The organism is Acidithiobacillus sp. (assembly GCF_027322205.1).
In the GTDB taxonomy this organism is placed as follows: Bacteria; Pseudomonadota; Gammaproteobacteria; order Acidithiobacillales; family Acidithiobacillaceae; genus Acidithiobacillus.
The window spans coordinates 43,461-51,280 of sequence record NZ_DAHVHY010000008.1 but is presented as its reverse complement, the minus strand read 5'-3'; the positions used below and the strand labels follow the sequence as shown (position 1 = coordinate 51,280).

7 protein-coding genes are annotated in these 7,820 nt (G+C 57.4%); 5 read left to right on the top strand and 2 right to left on the bottom strand.

The window, feature by feature from the left end; translation table 11 throughout:
* The coding region (locus tag M7F93_RS02710; RefSeq protein ID WP_298168671.1) for a PAS domain S-box protein at positions 1–1,429 on the bottom strand (1,429 nt) is incomplete at its 3' end.
* A gap of 358 nt (positions 1,430–1,787) precedes the next feature.
* On the opposite strand from M7F93_RS02710, the gene bufA1 (M7F93_RS02705) reads away from it, so the two are divergent.
* The 5 genes from bufA1 (M7F93_RS02705) to tetH all read left to right on the top strand — a co-directional run bounded on the left by bufA1 (M7F93_RS02705) (position 1,788) and on the right by tetH (position 5,285).
* The gene (gene bufA1, locus M7F93_RS02705) at positions 1,788–2,240 is read left to right on the top strand and encodes a BufA1 family periplasmic bufferin-type metallophore (protein WP_298168668.1); all 453 of its coding nucleotides are present in this window, start codon (positions 1,788–1,790) and stop codon (positions 2,238–2,240) included.
* A 70-nt stretch (positions 2,241–2,310) separates the two neighbouring features.
* Positions 2,311–2,760, top strand: coding sequence for a BufA1 family periplasmic bufferin-type metallophore (bufA1, locus tag M7F93_RS02700; RefSeq protein WP_298168665.1), 450 nt, complete (start codon positions 2,311–2,313; stop codon positions 2,758–2,760).
* On the top strand, positions 2,736–3,605 hold the full coding sequence (bufB, locus tag M7F93_RS02695) for an MNIO family bufferin maturase (RefSeq protein WP_298168663.1): 870 nt from the start codon (positions 2,736–2,738) through the stop codon (positions 3,603–3,605). The genes bufA1 (M7F93_RS02700) and bufB overlap by 25 nt, the downstream gene beginning before the upstream one ends.
* Positions 3,596–4,390 (top strand): HvfC/BufC N-terminal domain-containing protein, encoded by a 795-nt coding sequence (locus M7F93_RS02690; RefSeq protein WP_298168661.1) that lies wholly within the window; start codon positions 3,596–3,598, stop codon positions 4,388–4,390. The genes bufB and M7F93_RS02690 overlap by 10 nt, the downstream gene beginning before the upstream one ends.
* 121 nt (positions 4,391–4,511) lie before the next feature.
* Positions 4,512–5,285, top strand: a complete 774-nt coding sequence (tetH, locus tag M7F93_RS02685) for a thiosulfate dehydrogenase (protein WP_298168655.1) — start codon at positions 4,512–4,514, stop codon at positions 5,283–5,285.
* A 24-nt stretch (positions 5,286–5,309) separates the two neighbouring features.
* On the opposite strand, the gene M7F93_RS02680 is transcribed toward tetH, so the two are convergent.
* Complete coding sequence (locus tag M7F93_RS02680) at positions 5,310–7,799, bottom strand: penicillin-binding protein 1A (protein ID WP_298168652.1); 2,490 nt, start codon at positions 7,797–7,799, stop codon at positions 5,310–5,312.
* Positions 7,800–7,820: the final 21 nt, after the last annotated feature.

The following is a 7,820-nucleotide window of genomic DNA, read 5'->3' as shown; positions in this document are numbered from 1 at the left end:
CGGAGAGCGATTGCCGCGCAAGCTCGCACATCAATCGATGCCGCTCCGTCACGTCCACAAGGGTGCCAAGTATGCGCTGCACGCCATCCGTGCCGTCCATCCGTTGAACGGAAAGATCCATGTATATGATCTCTCCATCCAGACGGCGATAAGGCACATCTTTGAGTGCCGCGTGGCCTTCGCTGAGGCTCTTCTGCTTCGCCATGGTGACCTGATCGTAGGTTTCTTCATTGAGGTAGAACTCCCGTACCGGGTGCCCGAGAATCTCCTCCTGGGAAGAGGCCCCTAACATTTCCAGCATCCGCCCGTTCACCCGCTCGACAATCATTTCTGGAAAGCGTGTAACGGTGATGCCGGACGACTGCGTGTTCAGCAACGCCTCGTTGAAGGCGTTGCCTTCCCGCTCCCTTTGCAGACTTTCCTGGCGAGCCAAGTCATCACCGAGGATGCGTCGATAAGCCGCTAGGCTGAACCCCAAAGCGATGATCAGAAAGACCAGAGGGTATTGGATATGCCGTCGCCACCAGGCGGCCAGCCATTGATTCCTGGGGATGGAAACGAAGGCGGCTAATGGGTAATGGTTCAGACGCGTAAAGGCCCCAAAGCGATAGGTCTGTCCCACCGTGACGAAGCCCGCATAATATCCTTGACGTGCATGGGGGTTCTTCTGCAGGGCATGCAGCAAGGCGCCCGCGCGTGGGGGATGGGAAAGTATCCCGGAGAGATTACCCTGGGGTATGGGCCAGCGTCCCTCAATGTAAAGGTCACTCCGGATCAGACCGACAGCTGTTTCCGGGCGCAAGGGCAGGTGGCTCAGGAAGTCTTCAATACCACGAAAGCGCAGCGGTGTGGCTATAACAAACAAGGGTTTCCCCGTCGAGGAAAACACCGTATGACTCAGGCGGATGACCCAATGACCCACCAATGGCCCTTGGAGCGGGTGGTAGACCCGCATGCCTGGGGTCTGTAAGACTTTCTGAAAACCGGGCCAGATGGCCGGATCATTACGAAAATCCGGCAGCGGCTGCCCCGCCGGTACCGCCGTGGAGGCGATGACCTGCCCACTCGGGGCGATAAGATTCGCGCTGGCGATCTCCGAAGTGGCCTTCTGATAGTCCAGCAGGAGCGTCCGGGCGCGGCGGGGATGATGCAGTGCGTCTGCCCGCTGTAATTGCACCCCCAAAAACTGGAGCCCGGAGGCGTGGCCGTCCAGCAGTTTCTGCGCGATGGTCGCGACCATGTCGGATTCCAGCGTCAGACGATACTGGCTGTTTTGTTCATAACGATGCCAGGAAAGCCAGGCATACCCCCCGGAAAAAGCCAACACCCCTACTAACGTCCCCCAAAAGACCAGAAACATGGTCCACCGGTAGGGCGGCATAGTGATGGGACGGGTGAGAGATGCAGGAATTTTCAGGGTGGTTTTCAAATTCAATCGTCCCCGCAAGCCGCTTTGTTGGGAAACATGCGTTGGAACTCCGGTAACGAACGTGGAAACCGCGCATCGCTTCAGTCAGGCACGTCGCTAACCATGATCGCCTCACGCGGATGCTCAATATACTACCGGTACCGGCTTGGGGAGACAACTGGATTGATTAAAAGCGGTGACATTAGTCAGCGATCTTAAATTTTAGGACCTACAATATATTACTTTTATATAATTTTCTCACATAACTGATGTATTCATCTTGTTGGAAACAATTGTTGAAGAATATTGCAGTGCTGTGGTATTTATGAAACCATCCTGGGTGGTTGGTTGATGCTTGACATGAGGGCGGAGAACATAAATGAGCAATATACAGCAGCCAAGAAACTGGTTCCGGATGGCCGGCGGATTGGCCCTGGCCGGGGTATTGGCCCACTCCACGGCAGAGCGTACAGCGCAGGCCGCCACCGCAGCGCAGGCATGGCACCAGGGTTGGGTGCGCTGCTGGGGTGTCAATGCCGCGTACAAGAATGATTGCCTGACCGGTACGACATCGTGCATTGGCCACGATCCCAAGGCGCATGATCCTGATGCCTACGTGCTGATGCCTGTGGGTGTGTGCAAGGAGATAGGCGGCAGTGCCATCCCTGGTTTGAGTGCTGACTCGGCGCTGCAAACGGTGATGCAAATGACTCCGGAAAAACGGCATAAAACGCTGGCCGACATATCCATACACAATGCCCGGCTCTATTACCAATCCACGGCGGAGTATTTTTCAGAGGCGGTAAAAGGGGCAAAACAAAGCCACCATTAGCCGCTGTTGTTCATGGATGCAGCGTCGTGGTTTGGGCGCGGATTCACCGGAAATAGAAGGAGTAACGATCATGATGGAACAACCACTCTCTCTCAGTTGGGTAAAACGGGCAGCGGTGTTTGCACTCACCGGCGGTGCCGGCCTGGTAATTGGCAATGCGGCGCAGGCCGCCACGGCGACTCAGGCCTGGCATCAGGGCTGGGTGCGTTGTTGGGGCGTCAATGCGGTACATAAGAACGACTGCCTGACCGCGACGGGCTCTTGCGCTGGAACGGCACCGCAGGCGCACGATCCCGACGCTTATGTCTGGATGCCGGCGGGGGTCTGTACGGAAGTCGGAGGGACGGCTATACCTGGGGCCGCGGCGGCGGCGCACATCAAAAAGATCATGGCGCTTCCGGCCGCCAGGCGGGCCGCCATCAAAGCCGTGCCTATGCTGCGGGAAGCGGAGATCTATAACCGGTCCGCCGCTGAATATTTTGCCGGAGCAGCCAAGTGGATCAAAGAACGTGCGCAGTAAACGATGCCAATGCTCCTGATCGAACGCGTATTGGCATTGGGCTGCGGGTAGCCCAGCATGAGGTGTGGAGGTTACTCCGGCCGTCTGTGGATTTTATTGAAATACATGCCGAAAATTACTTTAACGCGGGGAGTCCTGCCCGTGCAGATCTGGATCTCCTGCGTCAGGACTATGCGGTAAGTATTCATGGAGTAGGGCTTGGCCTTGGTAATGACACGTTGGACGACCGGCATGTCCGTTCCCTGCAGGAGCTTGTCGTGCATTCAGAACCTTTCGTGGTTTCTGAACATGTCTGTTGGACGGGGCTTCAGGGGGCGCATTTTAACCACTTGCTCCCCATGCCCTTCACTTGGGAAACGCTGATACGGGTGTCTGATCACATAGAACAAGTGCAAAGCGTCCTCGGTCGCACGATACTCATCGAGCCCATTGCCGCTTATCTGCGCTATAAAGAGGACCAGATCAACGAGGCCGACCTGCTGAATGCCTTGGTGGATCGCACCGGTTGCGGGATACTCCTGGATGTCACCAATCTCTATGTCAACAGCAGAAATCATGGCGAGGATCCGCAAATTTTCCTGGATACAATCCGTTTCTCGGCGGTGGAGGAAATCCATCTGGCCGGATGCCACCTCAACCAATTCCGGGACGGTAGTGTCTGGATTGACAGCCATGACCGCTCCGTCTCAGACGATGTCTGGGCGCTGTATCGTCGCATTCTGGACCGCGCGGGACCCCGTCCCACCCTCATCGAGCGGGATGCCAATCTCCCGGCGCTCCAGCAGTTGGTCGATGAGGCGCAACGTGCCCGGTTATTCATGCAGGAAGGCCCCTCGTGTCGCTAAAGCTATCGCAGGAACAGTTTGCGCGTGCCCTGACACAGTCTGATTTTTCAGGGGCATCGTCCTGGGTTCGCGATGACGCTCTGGCCGCCGAGCGTCATCTGTGGATTTACCACAATCAGGTCCATCTCGCGTGGCGCGATGCACTCGAGACAACCTATCCTGCGGTGGGCGCACTGGTGGGCATTCGCTATTTTCGGAACCTGGCCTTGCGTTATGGCCGATGTCATCCATCATCCAGTGGTAATCTGCAAGAGTATGGCGAAGAGCTTCCACACTTTTTGGAAAGCCGTCCGGAGATCGGTCAATATCCTTATCTGGCAGATGTCGCGCGATTGGAGTGGGCACGGGGTGTTGCCCTGTCGAGCGCTAAGGAAGACACGGCGTTGCCAGCCGCTCTGGGCGAGATCGGTTTGGAACAGTGGCCGAATTTGCGGATCCGGTTCGCACCGTCGCTGCAACTGCTGATTTCCGCCTATCCCGTCGCAAAGCTCTGGGTCGCCGCTCAGGGGACTCCCGAGGAAAAACTGAATGCCAAATCGGCCTTGACGCATGGTGAGGCCGCGGCAGTGGCCATTTATCGGGATCAGCACCAGGTAACTGTTGAAACCATATCGCCCGTTCTGTGGCGCTGGCTTTTTGCCTTGCGGGAAAAGGCGGTGCTTTCCGAGGCGGTGGATGTTGCTGTGCAAGTCGGATCGCTCGTCAACGAATCATTCGATTTGCAAAGCGCGATGGATTGGGCGTTTACTCGAGGTCTGATTACAGGGATTCAAGCCGCGGCCTGATGGGGTACCCTTTGTCATTTTATCCTTTGGCGCCCGCGCCATTTTATGTGCAGTTCCGTCTGATATTAAGGGGAGAAAGCAAGTGAAACCTGAAAATGTATATATAGGGCGTAGAGATGCGATGAAACGTACGCTACTGGGGGTTGGTATCGGCGCGGTGGCCATGGGGGCCAGTTCTACCGGATTGGCCGCCACGATGCGTGGCGCGGCTGCTCCACTTTTGGTCGGCGGCGCGACCACCCTCCAGGATCTCAGCGATCGTTTGGCCGCAGCCCCCCGGCGACGTGACTTCAAGACGGTGCCGATGATCCTGACCAGCCCTGACCAATGGGATAGCGAGGCCCTCGATGAGGTGTTGCGCTATTCCGGTGCACCGAAACAGGTGTGGGACAATACGGCCTTGGAGAGCCCCTGGCTGAATCTCATGCGCAATGCCATGAACACCCAGATCTGGTCATTCCGGCATCCCAATTTCCTGGCGGTGTCCGCGACCCATGGCAGCGCGCATCTCGCACTGTACGACGACTATATCTGGGAGAAGTACCGCTTTGCTAAACTGACCAAGGGCAAACAGAAGACCAATGCCTTCATCCTGGAGACTGCAGACGCCCAGGCAAATCCCATGGACTTCAATGATCCCGATGGCGTTTTTTCTCCCCATGACAACAGTATCGTTGTCCTGCAGAAACGTGGTGCCGTCTTTCTGGCCTGTCACAATGAGGTTTGGGAGTTGACCATGGGTCTCCACGCCAAAGGCGATAATCCCGACCATCTCACGCATTCGCAGATGGCGGCTGAGTTCACCAACCACCTTATTCCCGGCGTCATCCTCACGCCCGGCATTGTCGGTACGTTGCCGGAACTCGAAATGGCGGGGTTCCAGTACGCGAAATAACACCACCTTCCGATTTCGACGGTATCAAAAAAGGTTCTTGATGGTGTTCAAGAGTTTGTCGCCAAGGTCCATTCCTGCGCCACTTTCTGCAGAAGCGGTAGGTGCAGCAATGGGTGGGTAGCCCGCCAGATAATCACTGACGCCAATGACATCACTCCCGTCGCTGATGGTGGGGCCGGTCACGGAGGGTGGCCGGAAGAAGCCGGTAGCAGGGCTGCCCGCCATGGCGGTCCGCATGAAGTGAATCCAGATGGGCAGTGCCTCACGTGCCCCCGCAGCCCAGCGACCCATGGTGCGGTTGTCATCGTAACCCACCCAGACACTGGTGGTGATATGCGGGCTAAACCCGTTAAACCAGGCATTATTTTCGTGATTGGTCGTGCCGGTTTTGCCCGCAATGTCATTGCGCCCCAGGCTCTGGGCCGCGACGCCGGTCCCGATCTTGATCACCTGCTGCATCATCTCGGTCAGCAAATAGGCAACACCCGGCGGAATGGCGGTTTGTTGCGCGGGTGGTACATAACCCATGGGACAGTTGAGCAGGGAGATTTGCGTGCCGCGACTATTCACGATTTTGGTGATGAGATAGGGATTGGGCAGAAAGCCGCCGCTAGAGAAGACCGCATAGGCGCGGGCCAACTGTAAGGGGCTGTAATCTCCCGCGCCGAGCACCATGGAAGGGACTTGCGGTACCTGACTGGCCGGAAAACCAAAGCGTTGCACATACTGCGCTGCATAAGGGATGCCGATGTCCATGAGAATGCGAACACTGGGTACGTTATGAGAGTAAGCCAGGTTCGACCACACCGGGATCGGGGTATTGGAGAACTGGTTGCTGTAGTTGGTCGGCGCATAGACCTGTCCTGTCGGCAGGGTGATGGACAGGGGGGTATCCGGAATCGGCGTTTGTGGCGTCATATAACTGTTCCTGCCTGATGCCAGCAGCGCTGGCGCATCCATGGCGGCGGCGTAGACAAAGGGCTTGAAGCCGGAGCCCGGTTGCCGGTAGGCAAAAACGGCGCGATCAAAATGGCTGAGTTCATAGCTGAAGCCACCCACCAGGGCGTGGATAGCCCCGGTGCGGCTGTCCAAACTTACCAGAGCACCTTGTACGTGGGGGATCTGTGAGAGCTGCCAGCCGCCATTTTTGCCCGCGGAGGACCAGACATTGGCACCCCATTCCTGACCTGCCCCCGCCGTAACCGAATGTACATAAGGGCGCAGCCAGACCAAGTCACCGCTGTGCAGAACCGCATTCACCAAACGCGGCCTGGGAGCGCCATAGCGGGGGCGTGCCCAACTGACGTCGCGCAGGGTCAGGGTGACATTCTTCCTGCCTTCCAGAGCCACTGTGGCGCTTTTGGCGTCGGCACTGACCACGACGCCCCATTTGAGGTTGGCCGGGTCATGGGGCGGCAACGCATCAGGCCGCTTGCCCGCAAGGGCCGTCTCCAGCGCCCTCCCGCTGAGGCGCGCGATGGGGCCGCGGTAGCTTTTGGGGTCCATACTGGAGAGCCCCATGGCGTAATTTTCCAGGCCCACGGCCACCGCCTGATTGGCTGCCTCCTGATCCCGTGGGAGGATGGTGGTGTATACCTTGAGCCCGGAACGGTAGGTGAAATCGCTACCAAATTGCTGGGTGAGCCAGTTGGCGATCCAGTCGGTGACATAGGGGGCGCCATGGCTGGCCGCCGCATGATAGCGCGACCGAATAGGTTCGGCGTTGGCCTTTGCCTCTTCGTTTTTAGAAATATACCCACGATTTTCCAGACGCTTGAGCACATAAGCCCGGCGCCTTTTGGCGAGATCAGGATTGACCACGGGGTTCAACACGGACGGTGCCGGGGGAAGCCCCGCAATAGTGGCCATCTCTCCCAGGGTAAGATGGCTGACGCCTTTTCCGAAGTAGGTCCGGGCTGCTGCCTGCACGCCGTAGGCACCTTGCCCGAGATAAATCTTGTTCAGATAAAGCTCAAGAATCTGTCGATGGGTAAAGTGGTCGGCGAGCTTGTAGGCCAGCAGGATTTCCGCGATCTTACGGGAGATGGTTTTTTGCGGGGTCAGGTAAAAGTTGCGGGCCACCTGCTCGGGGATGGTGCTGGCACCCTGCACCGGTGCCATGTGAATTAAATCAACGAGCGCGGCACGGAGGATCCCCGGATAGCTGACCGGATAATACAGCGGGTTGTCGCTGAAGAAGCGTGCATTTTCTGCGGAGATGAAAGCCTCCTGCAACTTGACCGGAATCTGATCCAGGGGCAGGGCATAGCGCATCTGTGGACCCACTTCCTGCAGCAGTGTGCCATTGGCGGCGTAAATCCGCAGAGGCTCGTCAGGATGCCATTCACTGAGTTCATGAACGGGGGGCAGGGTCTGCCAGATGCGATAGACGTAAATGCTGATGCCGATCCCGATATTAATCAGGATCAACAGGATGATCAGTACAATCCAGCGGCCATAGTGGTGGCGCTTGGGCTGCTTGGCGCGCACACCGGGGGTCTTAGCTTGAGCCATGCCGTTTCTTTCCGTATTTTA